Source organism: Rothia sp. HMSC069D01 (assembly GCF_001810135.1).
Classification (GTDB): Bacteria; Actinomycetota; Actinomycetes; order Actinomycetales; family Micrococcaceae; genus Rothia.
In genome coordinates this window covers 98259-120316 of record NZ_KV800108.1, presented here as the reverse complement: position 1 = coordinate 120316, position 22058 = coordinate 98259, and the positions used below count along the sequence as shown (strand labels likewise).

Below are 22058 nucleotides of genomic sequence, written 5' to 3'. Positions count from 1 at the left end.
GGATTATATGGGGTGCAAAGACGACTGAGGCGCATAGCCTGCACTATGCGCCTCAGATTTTAGAGCTTAGGCAGCGTCAATCTGCTTGCCGGCAATGTCGCCGGTCTGCTCGTACTCAGCCAGCTGACCGATACGGCGTGCGTGACGCTCCTCGTTGGTCCAGGGGGTAGCCAGGAAGACCTTGATGATTTCCAGTGCTTCTTCCTTGCTGTGCTGGCGGCCGCCCACAGCAACGACCTGTGCGTTGTTGTGCTCGCGAGCCAGTGCCGCGGTGTCGTGGTTCCACGCCAGAGCCGCGCGGATACCATCAACCTTGTTCGCCGCCATCTGCTCGCCGTTGCCGCTACCGCCCAGCACAATACCCAGGGAGTCCAGGCCAGCCTCGCGGTCACGCTTCACGCCAAGGGCTGCGTTAATGCAGAACGAGGGGTAGTCGTCCAGCGGGTCATAGTCGGCGGGGCCGTGGTCAATCATTTCGTAGCCCGCAGCGGTGAGGGACTCGATTAGGTAGTGGCTCAGTTCGAGGCCAGCGTGGTCGGTTGCGATGTGTACGCGCATGGTACTCTCCTGGTGATTTTGTCTTGGTGTGACGTGCGTTTGTGCGTTCGTGGGAGGCGCCGGTTCTCAGTTCTGAGCGCCGTTGCTAGAGTGCGCCGCGCATCCATCAGGTGGGATACGCTTCCCCGTTTGGGTTTTTTCTGTCTTAACTGTATCGAATTCGCGCGGGTTCGGGTAATGCGGAACCTTCTAAACCCCCACCTATACGGTAGACTGTGGGGTATGGCACTTTTTGGTGTCCCGATTCGCCGCGCCCAAGCTTGAACGCCTCCAGCGCTACGTATGCAGCGTCGCAGGAGCCGCGCACCTCGGGAACCAGCGCACCATGACAGGGCGTGTCAACACGGCACGCTATTCACATCTAAGGAGAGGGAGCTGTATGCCCGGCCTGAACCTAACCCGCAATGAGGCAACCGAACGCGCATCCATTATTAAGCGCGTGCACTCGTACCGTATTGAACTCGACCTGCCGAAGGACAAAGACGTCTTCTCCTCGAAGGTTGAAATTCGCTTCGACGCTCAGGAAGGTGCCTCCACCTTCATTGACGCCATCACCTCCTCGGTCAAGTCCATTAACCTCAACGGCGAAGAGCTGAGCACCGACCTGGCGGACGGCGAGCGCATCCAGCTGCCGAACCTTGCTGCTGAGAACACCCTGGTCATTGACACAGAGATGTTCTACACCAACACCGGTGAGGGTCTGCACCGTTTCGTGGACCCCGCCGACGGCGAAGTGTACCTGTACTCCCAGTTTGAGGTGCCGGACTCCCGCCGCGTGTTCCCCGTCTTTGAGCAGCCCGACCTGAAGGCTGAATTCGAGTTTATTGTGCGCGTTCCCTCGCACTGGGTGGTTGTGTCTAACCAGCCCGAGGTGAAGGTTGAGGAGAAGGAGTGCGGTTGCGGCCGTGCGAAGACCTGGTTCTTCAAGCCGACCCCGCGCATGTCTTCGTACATTACCGCGATTGTGGCTGGCCCCTACGAGAAGGTCACCAGCGAGCTGACTAACTCTGAGGGTCGCGTGATTCCGCTGGGTGTGTACGCTCGTAAGTCCCTCATGCCGTTTGTGGATGCTGAGGACATGTTTGAGCTGACCCGTCAGGGCTTCGAGTTCTACGAGGAGCAGTTCAAGACCCCGTACCCGTTCGAAAAGTACGATCAGCTGTTCGTGCCCGAGTTCAACGCCGGTGCGATGGAGAACGCTGGCTGCGTGACCTATCTGGAGACTTACGTCTTCCGTTCCAAGGTTGCGGAGGCTCTGCGTGAGCGCCGCGCTATCACCGTTCTGCACGAGCTGGCTCACATGTGGTTCGGCGACCTGGTCACCATGAAGTGGTGGAACGACCTGTGGCTGAACGAGTCCTTCGCGGAGTTCATGTCTACCCTGGCCGCCGCGGAGAACACCCGCTATGCCAAGGAGGCGTGGGCTACCTTCTCCGCTTCGGAGAAGACCTGGGCCTACCGTCAGGATCAGCTGTCCTCGACCCACCCGATTGTGGCCGAGATTCGCGACCTCGCCGACGTTCAGGTGAACTTCGACGGCATCACCTACGCAAAGGGCGCTTCGGTGCTGCGTCAGATGGTGGCTTGGGTTGGCCAGGAGAACTTCATGGCTGCTCTGAAGGTGTACTTCGATAAGCACAGCTGGGGCAACACCGTGCTGGACGACCTGCTGGTTGAGCTGGAGCGCACCTCCGGCCGTGACGTGCGTGCGTGGAGCGCCAAGTGGCTTGAGACCGCCGGCGTGAACACTCTCGCCGTTGAGATTGAGAACGACGAGGCTGGCAACATCTCTTCGCTGGGTATTCGCCAGTCCTACGCTGAGGGCTTCGAGACCCTGCGCCCGCACCGTGCGGTAATTGGTTTCTACAACCTGGTGGACGGCAAGCTGACCCGCACCGACCGCATCGAGCTGGACATTGACGGCGAGCTGACCGTGGTTGAGGAGGCTATCGGCAAGAAGCGCCCCGACCTGCTGCTGCTGAACGATGAGGACCTGGCGTACGCTAAGATTCGCCTGGATGAGCGTTCCATCGAGACCGCTATCAAGCACCTGGGCGACATTGATTCGTCCGTGGCTCGCGGCGTGGTCTGGGGTTCGCTCTGGGATACTGTGCGTGACGCTCAGATGCCGGCACGTAAGTACGTTGACCTGGTGCTGAACAACATCGGTAAGGAGACCAACTCCACCGCTCTGCGCACCCAGATCAACAACCTGTCCGCTACTCTGCACTCCTTCGTAGCTCCTGAAGCTCGCGAGGAGACCCGCCACCGTGCCGCTGACCGTCTGTGGGAGCTGGCATGCGTTGCAGAGCCCGACTCGGATGCTCAGCTGCAGCTGCTGCAGGCGTTCATCAACCAGACCCGCACCGAGGAGCAGTACGACAACGTGCAGCGTCTCTTCGAGGGTGAGCTGACCCTTGAGAGCCTGGATATTGACGCTGACCTGCGTTGGAACCTGGTGTGCCGCCTGGCTACCGGTGGCCGTTTCTCCGCCGAGCAGATTGCTGCGGAGCTGGAGAACGACAACACCGCAAACGGTCAGCAGTACGCCGCTCAGGCATACGCGTCGATTCCGACTGCTGAGGCTAAGGCTGAGTACTGGAACAAGATCATGGTGACCGGCGAGCTGTCGAACATGATTCAGCGTTACGCTATTTCCGGTTTCAAGTCCGGCAAGCCCGAGCTGATTGCCCAGTACAATGAGCCGTACTTCGAGCAGATTGAGGGTATTTGGCGTTCGCGTTCGCACGAGATTTCCATGCAGATTATTGGTGGCATGTACCCGAGCGAGCCGACCGCTGAGCTGCTGGAGCGTACCGAGGCGTACCTGGCTTCTCTGCCTGAGGATGCTGCGGCTCTGTACCGTCAGATTGCGGAGGCACGCGACGGCGTGGCTCGTGCGCTGAAGGTTCAGGCGGCTGACATCTAACAATGCTTGTGAGCTGAGGCAGGTTCGCCACCTGCTCTCATAAGTTTTTATTCGTCCCCTTCTACCCCGAGATTCGGGGTGGGAGGGGACGTTTCTATATGGGGTTTATGCCGGTTCTATTTTGAGTTGTGCACCGGTTTGCGCACCGAGTCTAATTCTTGTCACTGCGGTGCATATTTTTTGGTATTTTCATTTGAATATCCCTCAAAAGCTCTCTACTTGGGGTTGCGCCTATCGTATACTGTTGTGCATGCCTTCTATCAAGTCTCCTATCGCGAAAGTTTCTCTGACCGGCACAATCCTTGCTGTGGTTGCTGCCGGTTCCTTTGGCGTGTACTCCGCAGGAGGCTTCATCGCGCCCGGTGGCACTGCCGCTACCGCTGCTGCGGGCGCCGAGCCTACCCAGTCGGCGCAGGAAAGCCCCAGCGAGTCCCCCTCCCCCGAGCCGACTCCGGAACCGACCACCCCGGCGCAGAAGATGGAACGCACCGCGCAGAACGCCTTCGGCAAGGAGGGTGCGCAGGCAACCGGTGAGATTCAGGCGCCGTTCCCCACCTCCGCTGATGCCGCCGACATGCTGGTTCAGCAGTTCAAGGGTGGCGTGGTCATGTACACCCCCAAGTACGGTCCGGTTGCGGTGGAATCCGGCGTCTACGAGCACTGGTGGAAGCAGCGCGGGTACAGCGACTTTGCCGGTTGGGAGGGTCTGCCGGTGAGCTGGCGATCCAAGAAGGGCGTTCTGTACACCAAGTTTGAGAAGGCTGAACTCTACTGGGATAAGGCGAACGGTCTGCCGCGTAACACCAATGTTCTTGGCGCTAAGGATGCCCTGGTGATTGGTGACTCGCAGGTGACCGCAACCTCCTGGGTTGGTTTGGGTCTGAAGCAGGCAGGTTTCGTCCCGTACCTGTTCCGTTGCGGCGGCATCGGTTTTGTGACCGCCCGCGAGGGTGTGTGCCCTTCCTACTATCAGGGTGTGATGGGTGGCCGTTGGGCTCTGCCGAACGGTAACCCCGGCGTGATTTACCTGGACGCCTCCGGCAATGACATTTACATTCACGAGGATGAGACGAAGGCTCGCGAACACGTGAACGCTCACCAAACTCAGGTCATTGAGCAGCTACGACGCATGTACCCGTCGTCGAAGATCGTGTTCGGCGGCGTGGTGTCGATGAGTGAGGATGCGGCGACGGATAAGCAGGTGGCGCATAAGCGTCACGTGGCAAACGAAGTGGCAAGGCAGGGTGCCCGCGAGACTGGCGTGCTGTTCATGGACACCGCTGATTGGCAGACCATTTACCTGACTGAGGGTGACATGGCTGATGGTGTGCATCTGAAGGAGAAGGCGCACCATAAGCTGGCGGGCCCCTTTGCGACTCGTCTGCGTGAACTGCTCGGCACCGCGTAAACTAACTGTGTAATCAGCCGAGTACATCAGCTTCGATTAACGCATATAGCATTAGAATGAGGCGCCGGGAGGATTGAATCCTTCCGGCGCCTCATTCGTTTGAGTGGGTTACCCACCGCAGCTCTCAAGTTGGTGTGCGGGTTTTATGCCGCGACGTTTGCCTGGCGTTCCTTCGCCTCGGCCTTCTGGTGTGCGAGCACGCCCTCCGCAAGGCGACGCTTCTGACGCTCACGAGCGGCTTCCTTCTCACGCTGCTCGGCAGCCCAGGCGACCGGGTCAATGTCAATCGACTCGTAGTGCCATTCGCCAATGTAGTCGCGAATCGGGGCGACCCAGGTGACGGGAATGCCGCGGCGCAGGTACACCTCGTGGTCGGTGTCTTCAAAAGCGTGGATAATGCGGTTGCCGTCAGCAATCAGGGACTCAATGACGGAGTCCTTCCATGCGGGGCTGTTGGAGCCGTCGTTGCCGGGCTTAGCGAACACGTGCTTGGGTTCCAGACCTGCGCGGGCGATGAACTGGTTCAATTCCTTCATGTAGGTGCCATCGCGGCCGGTAATTACTACGACCTCTGCGCCGGTGTCTGCCGCGATTTCGCGAACACGGTCGGCAATTTCAACATTGACCGTGGCGTTGCGGATGGCCTTGAAGAATCGGCGGTTGCTTGCGAAGAAACCGGTCAGGTACTTGTCCATCTGATCTCGGTTGCTGGCAAGGGTACCGTCAATGTCGACTGCAATCAGATCCATATAGGTCTCACTTTCGATCCGTACGGGAAGAATGCGCCTGGTGAGGGCGCGGCGGAAGAGTTCCCGTGCGGTGTGGCTGGTAATCGGTGTGTCAAAGACGCCCCGGTGAAAGGGCGTAGTCTTTCTAGAATACCCTATTTTCGTAAAGTAATGCCTTATCGAAAGTCATTATTACAAATCCCCCGATGATGTCATGAGACGCAAAAATAGCTGGCGGCGCAGGTCAGAACCCGTACCGCCAGCTGAGAAAGATCTAGCAAAGCCTAGAGAGGGGGGGTTAGAGTAGCGAACCGGAACCGCGGCGCACCAGCACCATACCGGCGGGCGCCACAATGCGCAGCCACTCCTCCGAACCAACATGCGCAGCGAACAGCGGCAGATCGCCCGTGAAGCCTTCCGGGATGAAACCAAACACGCGCAGGGCGAATGCCGCGCCGGTCGGCACAAGCACGGTATCGAACTCAGGTAGGTACTCCAGCACCATATCGGAGGACCAAATACGCGAGCGCACCGTAGAAAGCACAGCAGCGCCGGGGTTCTCGGGCAGGGCGCGTTCTACCGCCTCCAGGCCTTCTGCGGTGGCGCGGTGGAACTCTTCAACCGGGACGGTGCCGACCTCGTACCAGCCGCTGAGCGGGGCTGACTTACCTGCCCAGCTAGCGTTGACGGTCACCGGCGGCATGAACAGCACCAGCTGCGGGTTCTCTTCGTTGCCCTGTTCTTCTGCCTGCTTCTGCAGACGCGCCAGACGGTCCAGCAACGCCTGCGCCTGCACGGTCATGTCCAGGGTCGAGTCAGCCAGCAGGTGCAGGGCACGCAGACCCATAATGACCGGGGTGTCCGAGGAGGCGTCCTCCGGCTCCAGGGAGCAGGCGAACACCGCCACCACGCGGCCGCGCGCAGTCAGGCGGATAGCGGCGTCCGGGTTCACCGCCAGGGCGCGAGAAATGTAGGTGGCAAGGTCCTTGACCGCTGCGGCACCCTGCGCTCCGCCGGGCAGAATCAGGTAGGGCTCCTCCACGCCTTCGTGGGGGTTGTACTTGAGTTCAATGGGTGCCGCCGCGTTCGGTGCGCTGTTCTGATCGGGAGCGTTCTCCTGCACGGGGGTATTGTCAGGGGTGGTTTCAGACGGCGTAGTCATTTCTGCTCCTTTTCGGCGTAGGCCTGCTCGGTGGCAAGTTGGTGGGTGATATCTGCGATGGTGTGTTAGGCAGACGTTCCGGATCGACTATCCGGGTCATTGTTCCTAGTCAATGTTCCGAATCAACCTGTCGTGGTTGTCTCAGAGTATGCTCTCCCACTCTACGCCAGAAACCGGTTCATTGAAAACGTGCGAGAATAAAACCATGACCAAGCCCACTGTGACCCAAAACCTCATGCGGATGCTGGACCTCTCCCCTGTGGAGGCGGCGCCCGCCTCCTTCGGTAGTGATGAAGTGTCCACCGGTGTGACGCTCACCCGCGAACAGCCGCGTACTTTCGGTGGTCAGGTTCTTGCCCAGTCGATTATTGCCGCCGACCGCACGGTGGAGGGCAAGGACATCCACTCGATTCACGCCTACTTTCTGCGTCCCGGCGATATTGAGCGTGAACTGTTCTTCGCCACTCAGCGCCTGAATGATAGCCGTTCCTTCTCGACCCGCCGCGTGCAGGTGTTCCAGGATGAGGCGCCCATGTTCTCGGCGATTATGTCTTTTCAGTCCGATAGCCGCGGCCCGGAGCACACCGCAGTGACCATGCCGGAGGTGCCGGACCCCGAATCATTGCCGATGGTCAGCGACTACCTGGGTCAGCTCCCCCACCCCATTGCACAGGCGGTCTCGTGGGAACGTCCGATTGATATGCGACACGTGGACGCGCCCCTGTACACTCAGGCGGATGCCTCCTCGACACAGCCGCGTGCCTGTGTGTGGTTCAAGACCTTTGACCGCCTGGTGCGTGCTGATGGTTCTGAGGCATCGGAGGCGGAGCACCGCGCCGCTATCGCCTATGCTTCGGATTATCTGCCGCTGGAGCCGGCTCTGCGCCGTCACGGCAAGTTCTGGCTGGAGCCGGGCCTCAAGAGCGCCTCGCTGGATCACGCGATGTGGTTCCACCGTTCGGCGCGTGCCGATGAGTGGCTGCTGTACGTGCTGGATTCCCCGAGCGCGCAGGGTGGCAGGATGCTCGCGCAGGGTTCGATTTTCAATCGTTCCGGTGAGCTGGTGGCGACCGTGGCGCAGGAAATGATGTTCCGCCTGCCGGAATACCGCTAAAGTTCCGATACAAACGTTAGAGCATACAGAAAGACCGTGTGAGGTGGTTGTCTCACACGGTCTTTCTTATGTTCTAGTGTACGGTCTAGAAGCCGTTTGGAAGCTCTTATTTGGCTTCGACGTCAATCACACCGTCCGGGGAAATGTGCACGGTGCTCTTGGTGCGGCGGGAAACAAAGAAGTCACCCACGAATACCAGACCGGTCACCAGAAGACCCAGTGCTGCCATCCATACTGCCACCGCACCGAAGAACATCGGGAACAGCAGCACGAGCAAACCCAGGATCAGGGTACCGATAGCAGAGAGCTGCAGGTGGCGTCCGGCGGCGTAGCTCAGGTATTTCATGGCCTGGGCAGTCATCAGACGAATCAGCGCCCACGCAATCAGCCACACGCCCACAATAGTCGGAATGTACGTCGCCTGCGCACCAGCCGAAGCGCTCAGCAGAATCAGACCAGCCACCACGGTCAGGATGCCGTTAACCAGGTCCCAGCCGGTACGTGCCTGCTTTGGCGTGCCGAAGTAACGCACCAGTTCAAACACGCCACCAAGCCACACCGAAATGGAGAACACATAACCCAGAACTACCAGCGGAATAGCGGGATTGGCGAACATGTAGATTGCCGCTGCAATCAGCAACAGACCGGTAACCAAGGACATCCAGTTATATTTTGAAAGCATAATGCTCTTCTCTTCGTAATCACATGTGTCAGTTGCACTTACGTGCATACTCATTATAAACCGTGAATATGAAATCCGCCACGATATATCGGTCGCCACTGAGCGAACTATTTCTACCGACGAATAACCCACCACGTAGCGGAACAACACGTGAGATAGCAGGACTATACCCCTTCCCCAGCAGACACAGCGAAGCCCCGCCTCCTGCGTCATAACAGCATCAGGAGGCGGGGCTCGTTACCGAACCAAACCCTATCGGGTCAGCTTGCGGTGCACCACGCGGTGCGGCTTAGCAGCCTCAGGGCCGAGGCGCTCAATCTTGTTCTTCTCGTAGGACTCGAAGTTACCCTCGAACCAGTACCACTGATCCGGGTTCTCATCGGTGCCCTCCCACGCCAGGATGTGGGTTGCCACGCGGTCCAGGAACCAACGGTCGTGAGAGACGACCACTGCACAGCCGGGGAATTCCAGCAGCGCATTTTCCAGGGATGCGAGGGTCTCAACGTCCAGGTCGTTAGTGGGCTCATCGAGCAGCAGCAGGTTACCGCCCTGCTTGAGGGTCAGCGCCAGGTTCAGACGGTTACGCTCACCACCGGAGAGCACACCCGCCTTCTTCTGCTGGTCCGGACCCTTGAAACCGAACGCGGAAACGTACGCACGCGAAGGCATCTCAACGTTGCCGACCTGGATGTAGTCCAGACCGTCAGAGACGACCTCCCAGAGGCTCTTCTCCGGGTCGATGTTCGCGCGGTTCTGGTCAACGTAGGAGATCTTCACGGTCTCGCCGACCTTCAGCTCGCCGCCGTCGAGGGGCTCCAGGCCAACGATGGTCTTGAACAGGGTGGACTTACCCACACCGTTAGGACCAATCACACCCACAATGCCGTTACGGGGCAGGGAGAAGGACAGGCCGTTAATCAGGGAACGGCCGTCGAAGCCCTTCTGCAGGTTCTCAGCCTCAATAACGACGTTACCCAGGCGGGGTCCCGGAGGAATCTGAATCTCTTCGAAGTCAAGCTTGCGGGTCTTCTCAGCCTCCGCAGCCATCTCCTCGTAGCGTGCCAGACGAGCCTTCGACTTAGCCTGGCGGCCCTTAGCATTGGATCGGACCCAGTCCAGCTCCTCGCTCAGGCGCTTAGCGAGCTTAGCGTCCTTCTTGCCCTGAACTTCGAGGCGGGCGCGCTTCTTCTCCAGGTAGGTGGAGTAGTTGCCCTCGTAGGGGTACAGGTTACCGCGGTCAACCTCGGCGATCCATTCTGCCACGTGGTCGAGGAAGTAACGGTCGTGGGTAATCGCGATGACGGCACCCTCGTAGGACTGCAGGTGCTGCTCCAGCCAGAGCACGGACTCTGCGTCCAGGTGGTTGGTGGGCTCGTCGAGCAGCAGCAGGTCGGGCTTCTGCAGCAGCAGCTTGCACAGTGCCACGCGGCGGCGCTCACCACCGGAGAGGTGGGTGACGGGCATGTCAGCGGGCGGGCAGCGCAGCGCCTCCATTGCCTGCTCCAGCTGGGAGTCGAGGTCCCAGGCGTTAGCGGCGTCGATAGCTTCCTGCAGCTGGCCCATTTCTTCCATGAGGGCGTCGAAGTCAGCGTCGGGCTCAGCCATGAGGGCGGAGATTTCGTTGAAGCGGTCCAGCTTGGACTTGATTTCGCCCACGCCTTCTTCAACGTTGCCCAGAACGGTCTTCTCTTCGTTCAGCGGCGGCTCCTGCATGAGGATACCCACGGTGTAGCCTGCAGTCAGGCGTGCCTCACCGTTGGAGGGCTGGTCGAGGCCAGCCATGATCTTCAGGATGGTCGACTTACCCGCACCGTTCGGACCAACCATACCGATCTTGGCGCCGGGGAAGAACGACATCGTCACGTCGTTAAGGATGACCTTGTCGCCCACAGTCTTGCGGGCCTTGATCATCTGATAAATAAATTCAGCCATAGTTACCTATTTTAGCGTGATTCTGCGGCGCACTGACGGCTTAGTCGAATATTCCCCACATTCAGCATGCGAGGTTTTTAGTCACCTTCAGCCTGTGCGCGTTTACGTTCATAGGAGCGGGCGGCTCGGATGCGGTCACCACAACGCACGCTACACCATCTACGTCGCGCGTGGGTCCGCAGCATGATGCGGTCGCAGTCGGGTGCTTCGCATTCAGAGAGTTTATCTGCTTCTTCGCCGGTCAGTAATGTGATGGCATCATAAGCGATGCGGGCGATGGCGTAATCCACCTCTTGGGTGAGGGGGTCTTCAACTCGCCGCGTGTACCGCCGGTTTTCTGCATCCCACGCTAGAGCGTTCATGGTGAGCGCCTCATGTGCTGTCTTGTTGACGGCGTGAAGGGCACCCGGATAGGGAGGGCGCTGGTTTAGGTACGCGTCAAACAGTTCTTTGATGACGTATCGAAAGCTGATGAATCTGCTGACGCAATAGGGTTGCAGCTCATACGAGTTATTCACGATGTGGTATTCGTGCGCCCATTCAGTGGCTATTTCTGGGGTTTCAAGCAGATCGTATTGTTTGCCGCTAGGTGTTTTATAGAGCGTATTTGCTAGTGCTATGCAGGGGTGTTCTTGGCTTCCGGGTGCCGCAGGAAGGTGGGCGGTTCGGTGAGATTTTTCCATACTTCTCATGGTATCACTTGTATTTTTCCGTGAAAACACCTATGGTTAATCACGGCAAAAACATAATTTATCCGTGAGAGGAACACTTTTATGCCTACGATTAACGTCATCACCGGCCCAACCGTCCTGATCGAATACGCAGGTTTGCGCTTCCTGACCGACCCCACCTTTGATGCCCCTCAGGACTACGACATGGGCATTACCGTTCTCAAGAAGACTGCCGGCGCCCCCATCACCCCCGAATCGGTTCTCCCCATCGATGCAGTCCTGCTCTCGCACGACACCCACCCCGACAACCTCGACACCAGCGGCCGCGCCCTCCTCCCCAAGGTCGGCCACGTCATCACTACCGAAGACGGCGAAAAGAACCTTCAGGCAGAAGGCCTCACCAATGTCATCGGACTGGCTCCCTGGAATACTTTCATCGTGGCAAAGGATTCTGCTGAAGTTACCGTCACCGCAATGCCTGCACTTCACGGCCCGAACATCCCCGAAATTCAGGAGGTAACCGGCCCCGTTATTGGCTTCCTCCTGCAGGCCGCAGGAGAACCGACTGTTTACATTTCTGGCGACAACTCCGAACTTCACGTTGTAGAGGAAATTACTCAGCGCATTGCGCCCGTTGATGACGCTATCCTTTTTGCGGGTGCAGCACGCCCCCTCGGACCCGAGCTCAGCGTAACCATGACCGCCGAGAATACCGCAAAGGCAGCAAAGCTTCTGGGCGCCCAGCGGGTGTACATTGCTCACACTGATTCCTGGGGCCACCTGGGTGAAGACTTGCAGGATACGATTCAGGCCTTTACCCGCGAGGGAATTGACCACAAGCTCATGAATAAGTAGAGCGCTAAAAATTTCTGGGGTGTATGCGAACCATTGCATGCACCCCAATTTTTGTATCAGCCCTTAGGTATCAACGCTGTAGAACCACCAACAACCGGATAGAATCGAAGCTATGAGCACAAGCCCCTCCCCCAAACTTCTGGCACCCGAAGACCTCGCAGATGCCGTTGACCGCCTCGCGCTCGCCATGCCGCTGGCAACGCGCGATCAGCCGTTCGGGCCCGAGCACACGGTCTACCGGGTGGGCGGCAAGATGTTCGCCATGTACACGGAGGGTATCGGCTACCCCATTGTGAACCTGAAGACCGACCCGGAAGAATCCGAGGTGCTACAGCGCATCTACCCGAGCATCATTCCGGCATGGCACATGAATAAGCGGCACTGGATTTCCGTGGGCGCCGGCGAAGGCATAACCGAGCGGGTACTAGAAGAGCTGGTGGAGGATGCGTACCTGCGCGTCATGTACTCGCTGCCCAAGGCGAAGCGGCCAATCGAGTTCCGCGAGCGCCCGGTACCCGAAAAGCACTAGCCGAAAAGCGTTACGGCCTGAAGGAATCTTTTAAACAGCGGAGCGGGTGAGCTTCGGTCCGGACCACCGAATTGCCCACCCGCTAAGCAAAGCACTTTCCTGTCCGCGATAAGGAGGGTCATCAACCACGATGAACGCTCGAACCACCAAGCTCCCATCCCATATATTGCGGGGTTCCGCACCATGCACCACTTGTGTGAATACGTGATAGTTGAGTCGGCACCCTTGCCAAACCTCCTATGCAGAGGAGGCGCTGACCTGGGTGCGCTGAATATTTCCCTTGAGTGACTCAGCTACGTCATGCGATGCAGCTGAGAGGGGATCGCCGTCTTCGCCCGAACTACCGGCACGGACGAAGTGTGCTCTCGGGAACAATAATAACCTTTTTGCATTAAAGTGTCACTTTCGGATTGAAGGATATAGAGGGTATTTATTGACCACAATTCAGGTGTTTTATAGCACCGAACCCACATATCCAACCACCACGAAATACCTGCAGATTTTATGCCCCGAAAAATCAAGGAGGGGCCGCGCCGACCCTCCCTTATATCGCCTCCACATGGGCTAATACCCACTTAAAGCAATATTCAGAAAAGTCAGCGCGACCCCTCACTATATGAGATAAATTCTTCATCTCACATGGGCTTCAACCGTAAATCCGGTCAGACGCAGACAAACACAGATGTTAGTCGTCGAATTCCACCTTCTCGAAGCTCATGGTGCCATCAGCGTGCGAGACAACAGTGTTCGGGTCACGCTCACGACGAGCTGCCGCGTACGCATCGTGGCTTGCCTCATCAACCCAGCGGGTCACCACGAAATAGTCGCCGCCCTCATCCAGGGGGCGCCACAGCTCAAAACCCTCAAAGCCGGGGAAAGAGTCAGCAATGTGGCGGGCAGCGGCAAAGCGCTTCTCCAGCTCAGCACGATTGTCGCCAACGACAGCAAGACGGTGAACCTTAACAACGGACATGTGTCCTCCTTCTGTTGAGTACGTGCTTTCAACGATGAAAGCGTGCTACAACCTCGCATCAGCTATAGATGAGCTATGTTCTTAGCGAGGTTAACCTCAGAATAACGGTTCACGGGCACAAAAAATAGAGGTTAGCGCCAACTAACAGATATATGACGCTAACCCCCATTCAGAGGATTACGAGGCGCTCGCGAGCGCCTATTCGAGGCCTAGGAATTTGCCTCGGGCTGGGCGGTATCGGCAGGAGTTGCGGGGCTCTTCTTCGCCTTCTTCTGAGCCGCCTTCGCCGGGTTCGCAAAATGCACCCCGCGCTCAGCCAAGAAACGGCGGTCCTTCTTATCCCACTGCTCCACCGGGTACGCCTCCAACAGGTCCGGGCGGCGCTCAAGGGTGCGCTCAATCTGACGGTCACGACGCCAACGCGCAATCGCACCGTGATTACCCGACAGCAGCACCTCCGGCACCTCACGCTCACGCCACACCGCGGGCTTCGTGTACACCGGATACTCCAGCAGACCGCCCGTATGCGACTCCTCCTCCAGGGAGGCGGGGTTACCCATCGCGCCCGGAATCAGGCGGGTGATAGCCTCAATCATCGCCATGACCGCAACCTCGCCACCGTAGAGCACGTAATCGCCCAGGGATACGGGCATCACGCGGAAGCTCTCCTGCGCCCAGTCCAGCACACGCTCATCAATGCCCTCGTAGCGCGCCGGAGCGAAGACAATATGCTTCTCCTCCGCCAGCTTGTACGCCATCGCCTGATCGAAAACGGCACCCGCCGGGGACGGGACAATCAGCAGCGGGCGGGTATCAGCGGCGGGTTCGGCGGGCCCAGTGCCCTCAGACTCGGCACCCTCAGACGCATCTTCGGTAGCGGCGTTTAGCGGGGAGGCGGCAAGCACCTCATCCAGCGCCAAACCCCACGGCTCCGCCTTCATCACCATGCCCGCGCCACCGCCATACGGGGTGTCATCCACCGTACGGTGACGGTCAAAGGTGTACTCACGCAGATCGTGCAGGTGCAGGTCCACCAGGCCCTTCTCGCGCGCCTTACCTAGCAGAGACAGCTTCAGCGGCTCCAGGTACTCGGGGAAAATCGTGACCACATCGTAGCGCACGGACTACTCCCCCGCCTGCTCGGTCGCCTGCGCAGAATCCTGCTCAGCGTCCTCGACCAGGTCAATCAAACCCGCCGGAGGGGTCAGTAGCACAAAGCCGGGCTCATCCTCGGTCGAGGGAACCACCTCGGGCACGATCTCCTCAACAAAAGGAATCATGATCTCTTCACCCGCACCGGATGCAAGACGCGGCGAACGAGCCAGCTTAATCAGCAGCAAATCCTGCACCGGCATGGTCTGCAGACCGGTCACCTTACCCAGCGGCTTACCCACAGCCGGATTATCCACGGGGCTCTCACCCTCGGGAACATCCGCCAGCAGGTACACGGGCAGGGTCACCAGCTCCTGCTCGTAGAAGCCCTCTTCATCGCCCTCATCCTCGGGAACCTCGTAGACCAGGCGGCTACCGCGCAGCTCCTCAGCCTGGTTGCGGGTAGTCACCTCATCAAAACGGACCACCAGAATCTTCTTGTTCCAGCGGGCACCGGCAACCGTCAGCTCACCGGTGGGCGCCACAGAAGCGGCAGCAGAGCCGGGCTTGAAATTCTCGATACCGAGCACCTCACCGCGGGCAAAACGCTCCTGCGGGGCATCAGTAAAGAGCTGAACCGTCACCTCACCACGAATACCGTGAGGCTTACCGATACGAGCCACCACAACCTGCATAATTTTCCTCCGCTGGATACAAGCTAAAAACCTACGCCGTGCACGTGCACGGCTCCCACTATTCTACCGGGCACTTAGGACGGGCGCATTCTGCCGCCCGAACTATCACCGGGACCCAGGTACGCGAGAAAGCCCCCGCCTTCCGGAAAAATTCCGGGAGCGGGGGCTTCAAGCGTTTACGAGCTAGCGTCGCTTTTTGTCGGTGTCGATAATGTCGATACGCATCGGCTCGCCATCAGAAATAGCGTCCATCACCAGACGGATGCTCTTGGCGGTACGACCAGACCTGCCGATAACTCGGCCCAGGTCATCCGGATGCACGCGAACCTCAAGGGTTTCACGGTGACGCTGAGTGCGCAGGCGCACCTTCACGTCCTCCGGACGATCGACAATCCCTCGAACCAGGTGTTCGAGTGCGTCAGCCAACATAATTACTCAGCTGCTTCCTCAGCCTCAGCCTCGGGTGCTGCTTCCTCAGCAGCCTCTTCAGCCTTCTCAGCCTTGGGGGTGATAGCCTCGGGCAGGATCACGGAACCCTTTTCGGGAACAACGAACTCAGCCTTAGCCTCGACGGGCAGAACCTTGGACTCTGCCTTCTCGCCCTTGAATGCAGCCCAGTCACCCGAGAGCTTCAGCAGAGCCAGAACCTGCTCGGTCGGCTGTGCGCCGACGGAGAGCCAGTACTGAGCACGCTCAGAGTTGATCTCGATACGCGAGGGGTGCTCGGTCGGGTGGTAAATACCGATCTCTTCGATGGTCTTACCGTCGCGCTTGACGCGCGAATCAGCGATCACGACGCGGTAACGAGGATCGCGGATCTTACCCATACGCTTGAGACGAATCTTAACAGCCACTTTAGTGGTTACTCCTGTTTCATAATTTGGTGCGAGGCACACGGTTCAGCACCCGTGGGGCGGGCCATTCACGGCGCCTCTATGGACACAACGGCGCGCGAAGAGAGGGGTCGCGCGTCGCCGGGTACTCAGCTAGGGTATCAGAGCCCAAGATTTTAAGCTAGCGACACGGAAAAATAATTGCCCAAGGCACCGAACATCACTTTTAAACAGCGTTCTGTAACAGTGTTCTGCGCCCGTGATGCGCCCGGCCACTGGGCTGTTACTCGGTTCAGATAGCTACGCCCGGCGAGCCGCAGCGTAGCCGCCGCTAGGCGAGGTTGTTAGGAGTCGAGGTTGCTCATCTCCAGAGTCTCCCCCGTCTCCAGGGCGCGGTAGCACTCACGCAGACGCTCCACCATCGACGGACGTACGTAGCCTTCCAGGTTCTCCGGAGCAACCCACTCGTAGGTCACCAGCTCAGCATCCTGCAGGGTAATCTTCGTATCCGCCGCAATCACGCCGCCGTCATACATGTAGTAGGTCGAATCGCCCCACACGCCCAGCGACAAGCCGTGGAAAATCAGCAGCACGCGGCCCAGCTTCACATCCAGGCCCAGCTCCTCCACAATCTCGCGCTCGCAACCGGGCTTGGGAGCCTCGCCAGCCTCCACGGTGCCGCCGGGAAGAATCCAGCCGTCCTTATAGTTCGGCTTCACCAGCAGCATCTCGCCGCGCTCATTACGAATCAGCGCGCCCGCCGCCAAACGGCGCGTGGGCAAGGTGGCGATAAAAGCCTTCAGCTCTTCATCGCTCAGATAGGAATCCTTCATGGCTTCTTTCCTTTAGCGGTCGGTTTTCTTCGCAGCGCGCTGCCTGATGCTACGCACTATACCCAGGGCACGCTCACGCAGTCCAGAGGGTGCCTGCTCCATGGACGGGGCGGCATCCTCCACCGTGCGGTAGTGGCCCTCACGTAGGTCATCAATCAGAGTACGCTTCTTGGTCGAGGGCTGCTCCCCTGCGGTGTCGCCCGGATGCACCAGCTCAGCATCCGCCACCGGGCGGGCATGCTTCTTCCGCTGCATCTCGTCGAAAGAATGCAGAATCGTCGGAATCAGAGCCGTCTCAACCGTGGCATTCAGCGCAAAGAGTGCGGCAGCCACCGAGAACTTACGGCTCGCCTTACCCTGCGCACGGCGGCGGCGCGCCACATTCGCCAGGGTCAGGGCAATAGCGCTTTGAGCCGTCACATCCGCACCCAGGACCAGACCCACGCGGCGGGTCTTCGCACGAATCTGCTCCGGAGTCAGGCGCTTTTTCGAGGCAGGCTTCTTCGAGACAGACCACGCGGAGGGGGATGCCTGCGTTGCCTGAGACGGAACATCTTCAGCAGATGCGTTCTCAGACGGTGCATCATCAGATCCCGCGGCATCAGAAGGCGCGTCCTCAACCGGGGTCGCCTCGGACTGTGAGACAGCAGGCTGTTCTGTTGCGGACTTGGCGGAGTGCGGTGCGAGGGCAGCCCTCAAATGCGCAAGAATAGCTTCTTCTTCCTCCGGGGTGAAATTCCTGCCACCCGTAGGCCGGTTCGCGTCGTCCTTATCGGAATCACGGTCCTGTTCGTAGGGACCCTCGAAGTCGTCAAACGCCTCAGCGTCCAGGAAGTCTTCTTCCTCATCAAGAGTGTCTTCCGGGAAAGACATATGAGTGTACTCGAAGGGAATATGACCTTCGCTAATGGCATCCATCCACTCGGCGAGGGTCACGCGGCGACCGGTCGCAACCAGTCGGTAGCTACGCTCCATGGGCGAGGGGAAATTACCCGGATAGGGCTCAATCTCCTCGTCATCTTCAAAGGATTCATCCTCAAATGCATCCTCCTCTGCAGAGCTGTTCTCAGGGAAAGTGTTCTCAGAGAAGGTAGCCTCGGCAACGGAGTTATCCAGCGGGAAGGTAACGTCCAAAGCTTCAGAAGTCTGCATCTCATCAGCCGAATCAGCCGCATCTGCAGGCTGCGCGAAGCCCTCATCCTCGTTGCCGAAGATGCGCGCCGTACTAATCGACGCCACATCAAAACCGGTGGTCGGAACCAGCGCCAGCTCCGTAGGAACATCCAGCAGCTGCAGCACCGACTCCAGCGCCAGGGTGTTGCTCGTATCGCGCAGGTACGCATTCAGGCGGCGACCGGTAATGGAATCAGCTTCCACCCCAAACATCGCCATGACATTAGCGATGCCCTGCTCGATTTCATCCTCATCGGAACCGAAAATCTTCGAACCCGAAAGCTCCGGGGCGCTACCGGGAAGCTCTGAGAGCAGATCCTCCAACACGCCGCCAAAACGTGCGACTTCCTCACGGCTGAGGGCACGGTTCAGGCGCTTAGGCACGCGCTGCCAGGTGAACTCCTCCACGATGTTCTCGTAGGGTTCGCCGAACGCCTCCAGGTACCACTCCTCATCCGAGTAGGGTTCGCGGGCGGGCTCCTCATAGACCACCAGGTGCTGCTGGTTCGCGTTGCCCTCAGCAATCAGGGCGTTGCAGTTCAGCAGGCCCAGTAGCGCCATCAGGTCCACCGGGTCGGCAGAAATGAGGGTCCACTCCCCCGCCGGCGCGGCAACAACCTGCCGAGTACCGGCAGGAAGGTACGCCAAAAGAAGCCCGGTAATCATGTCAATGGGCAGGTCAACGAGCATGGCGGCGTCGCCGTCCACCAGGAACTCCAGCTCACCCTGTCCATTGGGCAGCTCCTCCCACACGGTAGCCTCGCCCTCAAGGGCGGCACCGGTAACCGGTAGCTGATCCACCAGCTGCGCCACGTAATCCTCAACGGGAGTACCCACGTGCAGGTGACCGTCAGCGACCTCCAGCACGTTCATGTAGCCCTCATCGTCCACGGCGCACAGCACGTAGAGCTGCACCTGATGCTCACCCATCTCGTAGGCAATCAGCTCTGGGGAGGCGGCGGTCGCCTCAATGAGGGCGGCAATCAGCTCCTCATCGGTAGTGGAACGAGCCATGATGCGGCGGCGCTGAATCTTCTCCTCCAGCTCCATGGTCTGCTCGATGCGCTCATTGCGCTGCTTCTCGGCGGTGCGCTCCTCGTCCTGGGCGCGCAGGTACTCGGGGCTATCCGATTCGCCGGTTCCGGCAGGTGCGGGGGCCTCATCCCACATGCCGGTGAGCTTATCGACGGTCCACTCTTCGTTCTCAAGGGCTGCAGCGAGGCGGTCGACCTTCGTGCGGTCGTTCCAGGCGCGCTGCTTATCGGGGTCTTCCGCCTTCACCTCATCGTGCATGCTGCGGGCTTCACGAATGAGGTTCAGGATGGTTGCGGCAACGTCGTCAACGGCGGGGTCGTCACTCTCGCTGGAGTAGACGAGGTCGCCCGCCAGTTCGGCGGAGTGCTCCCCGTACTCGAGGGCGATACGCGCCCAGACGGGGATGTACCCGGGAAGGCTGCTCGAATCATTATCGAAGCCGTCCGCAAAATCGTCCGCAAAGTCGCCCGAAAGGTCGTCGTCGCTATCCTCTGCGGGAGCATCGGAGAAGCCCAGCGAGCCCTCCTCAGCTACAGACTCGTCTGCAGATTCGGTAGCAGATTCACCGGCGGGGTCCTCTACAGCATCATCAGCGAAGGCGCGCTGAGACCACGGCGCAACCTGCTCATTCAGCTGATTATCCGCGTTCTCTCGATCCCAATTCTGCTCGTTCTGAGCCATTGATACCTTCCCTTCACACACCCGTTTACATGCCCAAACCGGGCACCATACCGGTACGGGTGCGCCCCGTCACCACGTGCGCACCCGTACCACCCCTTTAGGGGCTTATATTTGCTCTTACTGCAGGAACTTCTCGAAGCCCTTCGGCAGGTTCATGCTGGACAGATCCATCTCCTGGTTCTGAGCCTGCTGACCGAATGCAGCACCGGCGCGAGCCTGCTGCGCCTTAGCTGCTGCCGCCTCCTGCGCCGCACGCTTCTGCGGGTTGCCGGAGCGAGCCTTCTTCTTCTTGTTGCCCTTCGCGTTCTTACGAGCGCCACCCGCCGCAGCCGCCATACCGGGCATCTGCATACCACCGGGCATGCCGGGCATCTTGCCCGAAGCGAGCTTCTTCATCATCTTCTGAGCCTGAGCGAAACGCTCCATCAGCTGGTTCACCTCAGACACGGTCACACCCGCACCCTTAGCAATACGGGCACGGCGAGAACCGTTAATGATGCGCGGAGCCACACGCTCGTGCGGGGTCATGGAGCGAACAATCGCCTCCACGCGGTCAATCTCGCGCTCATCAAAAGCCTCAAGCTGCTGACGCATCTGAGCCGCACCGGGCATCATCATGAGCAACTTCTTCATGGAACCGAGCTTACGAATCTGCTGCATCTGAGCCAGGAAGTCCTCAAACGTGAAGTCTTCCTGATCGATGAACTTCTTCGCCATGCGATCGGCTTCAGCCTTATCCCACTGAGCTTCAGCCTGCTCAATCAGAGTCAGGATGTCACCCATATCCAGGATGCGGCTCGCCATACGGTCCGGGTGGAACTGTTCAAAGTCAGTGACGTTCTCACCGGTGGACGCGAACATAATCGGCTTGCCGGTCACCGAAGCCACCGACAGCGCCGCACCACCGCGGGCGTCACCATCAAGCTTAGACAGGACCACACCGGTGAAGTCCACACCCTCGTTGAAGGCGTTAGCGGTGTTCACGGCGTCCTGACCGATCATCGCATCGATGACGAACAGAACTTCGTGCGGCTCAATAGCGTCACGAATGTTACGTGCCTGCTGCATGAGCTCAGCGTCAACACCCAGACGACCCGCGGTATCGACAATCACCACGTCGTGCAGCTTAGCGCGAGCCTCAGCCACACCGTCACGCGCCACCTGCACGGGATCGCCGGTGGGCACGTCAAACTCGCTGGTCACACCGGGGTGCGGCGCGTACACGGGCACGCCCGCGCGCTCACCAACGACCTTCAGCTGGGTCACCGCGTTGGGGCGCTGCAGGTCGGATGCGATCAGCATCGGGGTGTGGCCCTGGCCCTTGAGCCAGTGAGCCAGCTTGCCAGCCAGGGTGGTCTTACCGGCACCCTGCAGACCCGCCAGCATGATGATGGTCGGGCCGCTCTTCGCCATGTTGATGCGGCGGGTCGAACCGCCGAGGATGCTCACCAGCTCCTCGTTCACGATCTTGACGATCTGCTGGGAGGGGTTCAGCGCCTCGGAAACTTCCGCACCGAGAGCGCGTTCCTTCACGTGGGCGGTAAATTCGCGGACCACGGGGACGGCGACGTCAGCGTCGAGCAGGGCGCGGCGGATTTCGCGGACGGTTGCATCAATGTCTGCCTCGGAGAGGCGGCCCTTGCCGCGCAGGTTCTTAAAAGTTGCCGTCAAGCGGTCGGAGAGAGAATTGAACACGAGCCGTGATCACTTTCTTAACGTTGAGGTGGCCCCCAGCCGCGAAGGCGAACGGGGATGGTTAGTCAGTCTTTAAGGATACAGGATGCGCGCTTTCTCTCCCGCCTCCACCTGTGGATAAGTGGCGCCGGTTCACCCTGAGCTCAGGATTTACGCCCAGGATTTATACTCAACGTCCCCTCCCGCGCCCCTCAGCAAATGCGCGGCAGGTTCCAGACTTACCCCCTCATAGAGGCACAGCAGAAACCCTCAGTAGATGTTCCGCACCCCGCCTCAGCCTGCTCAACACGTCAGATAGATTAGATTTTCTAGACAGCCTGGGTTAGAATTCTAAAGGTGTTACGCACAAATGCGTGATACGCCCGAGTGGCGGAATTGGCAGACGCGCCTGACTCAAAATCAGGTTCTTCGGAGTGTGGGTTCGAGTCCCACCTCGGGCACCAACGCAAAAGCGGCGGGAAAGTTTGAAGCTTTCCCGCC

19 protein-coding genes and 1 tRNA gene are annotated in these 22058 nt (G+C 59.3%); 6 read left to right on the top strand and 14 right to left on the bottom strand.

Translation table 11 applies throughout. The annotated features are described in order from the left end of the window. Positions 1–66: 66 nt before the first annotated feature. A complete protein-coding gene (locus HMPREF2710_RS05015) occupies positions 67–558 on the bottom strand; it encodes a ribose-5-phosphate isomerase (protein WP_005505713.1) in 492 nt (163 codons plus the stop codon). 379 nt (positions 559–937) lie between these two features. Here HMPREF2710_RS05015 and pepN point away from each other — a divergent pair, with 379 nt between their 5' ends. Further along, complete coding sequence (gene pepN / locus HMPREF2710_RS05010; RefSeq protein WP_070599855.1) at positions 938–3487, top strand: aminopeptidase N; 2550 nt, start codon at positions 938–940, stop codon at positions 3485–3487. A gap of 250 nt (positions 3488–3737) precedes the next feature. After that, positions 3738–4895, top strand: a complete 1158-nt coding sequence (locus HMPREF2710_RS05005) for an SGNH/GDSL hydrolase family protein (RefSeq protein ID WP_246824531.1) — start codon at positions 3738–3740, stop codon at positions 4893–4895. 143 nt (positions 4896–5038) lie between these two features. Here the strand turns inward: HMPREF2710_RS05005 and HMPREF2710_RS05000 are convergent, their stop codons facing one another. Beyond that, positions 5039–5644, bottom strand: coding sequence for a phosphatase domain-containing protein (locus HMPREF2710_RS05000; protein WP_005508133.1), 606 nt, complete (start codon positions 5642–5644; stop codon positions 5039–5041). A gap of 277 nt (positions 5645–5921) precedes the next feature. Beyond that, positions 5922–6785, bottom strand: a complete 864-nt coding sequence (locus HMPREF2710_RS04995) for a DUF8185 domain-containing protein (RefSeq protein WP_049345632.1) — start codon at positions 6783–6785, stop codon at positions 5922–5924. Between the two features lie 205 nt (positions 6786–6990). Between HMPREF2710_RS04995 and HMPREF2710_RS04990 the strand changes: the two genes are divergently transcribed. Beyond that, complete coding sequence (locus HMPREF2710_RS04990; RefSeq protein ID WP_049345634.1) at positions 6991–7899, top strand: acyl-CoA thioesterase; 909 nt, start codon at positions 6991–6993, stop codon at positions 7897–7899. Positions 7900–8005: 106 nt separating this feature from the next. Here the strand turns inward: HMPREF2710_RS04990 and HMPREF2710_RS04985 are convergent, their stop codons facing one another. The 3 genes from HMPREF2710_RS04985 to HMPREF2710_RS04975 form a co-directional block, all read right to left on the bottom strand. Further along, a complete protein-coding gene (locus tag HMPREF2710_RS04985) occupies positions 8006–8581 on the bottom strand; it encodes an HdeD family acid-resistance protein (protein WP_246824530.1) in 576 nt (191 codons plus the stop codon). Between the two features lie 252 nt (positions 8582–8833). Continuing rightward, positions 8834–10513 (bottom strand): energy-dependent translational throttle protein EttA, encoded by a 1680-nt coding sequence (gene ettA, locus HMPREF2710_RS04980; RefSeq protein ID WP_070599850.1) that lies wholly within the window; start codon positions 10511–10513, stop codon positions 8834–8836. A gap of 77 nt (positions 10514–10590) precedes the next feature. Further along, on the bottom strand, positions 10591–11196 hold the full coding sequence (locus HMPREF2710_RS04975) for a CGNR zinc finger domain-containing protein (protein ID WP_065423960.1): 606 nt from the start codon (positions 11194–11196) through the stop codon (positions 10591–10593). Between the two features lie 90 nt (positions 11197–11286). On the opposite strand from HMPREF2710_RS04975, the gene HMPREF2710_RS04970 reads away from it, so the two are divergent. After that, positions 11287–12039 carry an MBL fold metallo-hydrolase gene (locus HMPREF2710_RS04970; protein ID WP_070599848.1) on the top strand — a complete coding sequence of 251 codons (753 nt, stop codon included), beginning with the start codon at positions 11287–11289 and terminating at the stop codon, positions 12037–12039. Positions 12040–12151: 112 nt separating this feature from the next. Further along, positions 12152–12568, top strand: coding sequence for an MmcQ/YjbR family DNA-binding protein (locus HMPREF2710_RS04965; protein WP_070599846.1), 417 nt, complete (start codon positions 12152–12154; stop codon positions 12566–12568). Between the two features lie 685 nt (positions 12569–13253). On the opposite strand, the gene HMPREF2710_RS04960 is transcribed toward HMPREF2710_RS04965, so the two are convergent. From HMPREF2710_RS04960 to ffh, 8 genes are all read right to left on the bottom strand, one after another. Beyond that, complete coding sequence (locus HMPREF2710_RS04960; protein ID WP_070599844.1) at positions 13254–13541, bottom strand: antibiotic biosynthesis monooxygenase family protein; 288 nt, start codon at positions 13539–13541, stop codon at positions 13254–13256. Between the two features lie 209 nt (positions 13542–13750). Beyond that, positions 13751–14662 carry a tRNA (guanosine(37)-N1)-methyltransferase TrmD gene (gene trmD, locus HMPREF2710_RS04955; RefSeq protein WP_070599842.1) on the bottom strand — a complete coding sequence of 304 codons (912 nt, stop codon included), beginning with the start codon at positions 14660–14662 and terminating at the stop codon, positions 13751–13753. Positions 14663–14665: 3 nt separating this feature from the next. After that, positions 14666–15328, bottom strand: coding sequence for a ribosome maturation factor RimM (rimM, locus tag HMPREF2710_RS04950; RefSeq protein WP_070599840.1), 663 nt, complete (start codon positions 15326–15328; stop codon positions 14666–14668). 183 nt (positions 15329–15511) lie between these two features. Next, positions 15512–15757 carry an RNA-binding protein gene (locus HMPREF2710_RS04945; protein ID WP_005505691.1) on the bottom strand — a complete coding sequence of 82 codons (246 nt, stop codon included), beginning with the start codon at positions 15755–15757 and terminating at the stop codon, positions 15512–15514. Between the two features lie 2 nt (positions 15758–15759). Next, positions 15760–16182, bottom strand: a complete 423-nt coding sequence (gene rpsP / locus HMPREF2710_RS04940; protein WP_005505689.1) for a 30S ribosomal protein S16 — start codon at positions 16180–16182, stop codon at positions 15760–15762. A 323-nt stretch (positions 16183–16505) separates the two neighbouring features. Continuing rightward, positions 16506–16994 (bottom strand): NUDIX domain-containing protein, encoded by a 489-nt coding sequence (locus HMPREF2710_RS04935; protein ID WP_005505687.1) that lies wholly within the window; start codon positions 16992–16994, stop codon positions 16506–16508. Between the two features lie 12 nt (positions 16995–17006). Then, positions 17007–19883: a hypothetical protein gene (locus HMPREF2710_RS04930; protein ID WP_070599838.1), complete on the bottom strand. Its 2877-nt coding sequence runs from the start codon at positions 19881–19883 to the stop codon at positions 17007–17009. Positions 19884–20000: 117 nt separating this feature from the next. After that, entirely contained in the window at positions 20001–21578 is a 1578-nt protein-coding gene (gene ffh / locus HMPREF2710_RS04925; RefSeq protein WP_070599836.1) for a signal recognition particle protein, read from the bottom strand. Between the two features lie 360 nt (positions 21579–21938). Between ffh and HMPREF2710_RS04920 the strand changes: the two genes are divergently transcribed. Beyond that, a tRNA-Leu gene (locus HMPREF2710_RS04920) sits at positions 21939–22021 on the top strand. The last annotated feature ends 37 nt before the right edge of the window (positions 22022–22058 follow it).

Excerpts from the sequence above, each read along its gene's own strand:
- HMPREF2710_RS05005 (WP_246824531.1), top strand. The coding sequence starts at position 3,738 with ATGCCTTCTATCAAGTCTCCTATCGCGAAAGTTTCTCTGACCGGCACA.
- HMPREF2710_RS04985 (WP_246824530.1), bottom strand. The coding sequence starts at position 8,581 with ATGCTTTCAAAATATAACTGGATGTCCTTGGTTACCGGTCTGTTGCTG.
- HMPREF2710_RS05015 (WP_005505713.1), bottom strand. The coding sequence starts at position 558 with ATGCGCGTACACATCGCAACCGACCACGCTGGCCTCGAACTGAGCCAC.
- HMPREF2710_RS04975 (WP_065423960.1), bottom strand. The coding sequence starts at position 11,196 with ATGGAAAAATCTCACCGAACCGCCCACCTTCCTGCGGCACCCGGAAGC.
- HMPREF2710_RS04970 (WP_070599848.1), top strand. The coding sequence starts at position 11,287 with ATGCCTACGATTAACGTCATCACCGGCCCAACCGTCCTGATCGAATAC.
- ettA (WP_070599850.1), bottom strand. The coding sequence starts at position 10,513 with ATGGCTGAATTTATTTATCAGATGATCAAGGCCCGCAAGACTGTGGGC.
- HMPREF2710_RS04965 (WP_070599846.1), top strand. The coding sequence starts at position 12,152 with ATGAGCACAAGCCCCTCCCCCAAACTTCTGGCACCCGAAGACCTCGCA.
- HMPREF2710_RS04960 (WP_070599844.1), bottom strand. The coding sequence starts at position 13,541 with ATGTCCGTTGTTAAGGTTCACCGTCTTGCTGTCGTTGGCGACAATCGT.
- HMPREF2710_RS05000 (WP_005508133.1), bottom strand. The coding sequence starts at position 5,644 with ATGGATCTGATTGCAGTCGACATTGACGGTACCCTTGCCAGCAACCGA.
- HMPREF2710_RS04990 (WP_049345634.1), top strand. The coding sequence starts at position 6,991 with ATGACCAAGCCCACTGTGACCCAAAACCTCATGCGGATGCTGGACCTC.
- pepN (WP_070599855.1), top strand. The coding sequence starts at position 938 with ATGCCCGGCCTGAACCTAACCCGCAATGAGGCAACCGAACGCGCATCC.
- HMPREF2710_RS04945 (WP_005505691.1), bottom strand. The coding sequence starts at position 15,757 with ATGTTGGCTGACGCACTCGAACACCTGGTTCGAGGGATTGTCGATCGT.
- HMPREF2710_RS04995 (WP_049345632.1), bottom strand. The coding sequence starts at position 6,785 with ATGACTACGCCGTCTGAAACCACCCCTGACAATACCCCCGTGCAGGAG.
- HMPREF2710_RS04930 (WP_070599838.1), bottom strand. The coding sequence starts at position 19,883 with ATGGCTCAGAACGAGCAGAATTGGGATCGAGAGAACGCGGATAATCAG.
- rimM (WP_070599840.1), bottom strand. The coding sequence starts at position 15,328 with ATGCAGGTTGTGGTGGCTCGTATCGGTAAGCCTCACGGTATTCGTGGT.
- HMPREF2710_RS04935 (WP_005505687.1), bottom strand. The coding sequence starts at position 16,994 with ATGAAGGATTCCTATCTGAGCGATGAAGAGCTGAAGGCTTTTATCGCC.